Origin of the sequence: Psychrobacter sp. GW64-MNA-CIBAN-0177 (assembly GCF_040309585.1) — a bacterium.
Lineage (GTDB): Bacteria > Pseudomonadota > Gammaproteobacteria > Pseudomonadales > Moraxellaceae > Psychrobacter > Psychrobacter okhotskensis.
Genome location: NZ_JBEOOY010000453.1, coordinates 1 through 251, shown reverse-complemented (window position 1 = coordinate 251; position 251 = coordinate 1). Strand labels below are relative to the sequence as shown.

Sequence of the window (251 nt, the reverse complement as noted above, 5' to 3'; positions counted from 1 at the left end):
AAATACCAGTCTGCTATTACTTAATCGTTGGCAAATGGGTTCGGGTAAAATCGCGACGCCCAAGTTTGCTTCAACCATCGCGGCTAAAAAATCCCATTGACCCGTTCTAAAGGCTATATTGAGTTGCACCCCAGCTTCACGGCTTAAACGGTTAATTAACTTTGCTAATGAAAAATCTTCGTTATAAAGAATGAATGGATAAGATTCAAAGTCTTGCCAGCGTATCTCCGCTTTATCTGTGAGTGGATGTC

At 41.4% G+C, this 251-nt stretch carries 1 protein-coding gene; it reads right to left on the bottom strand.

Translation table 11 applies throughout. The annotated features are described in order from the left end of the window. Positions 1-251, bottom strand: a 251-nt coding sequence (locus AAEY79_RS15820; protein ID WP_352289597.1) for a LysR substrate-binding domain-containing protein, incomplete at both ends; no start/stop codon positions are given.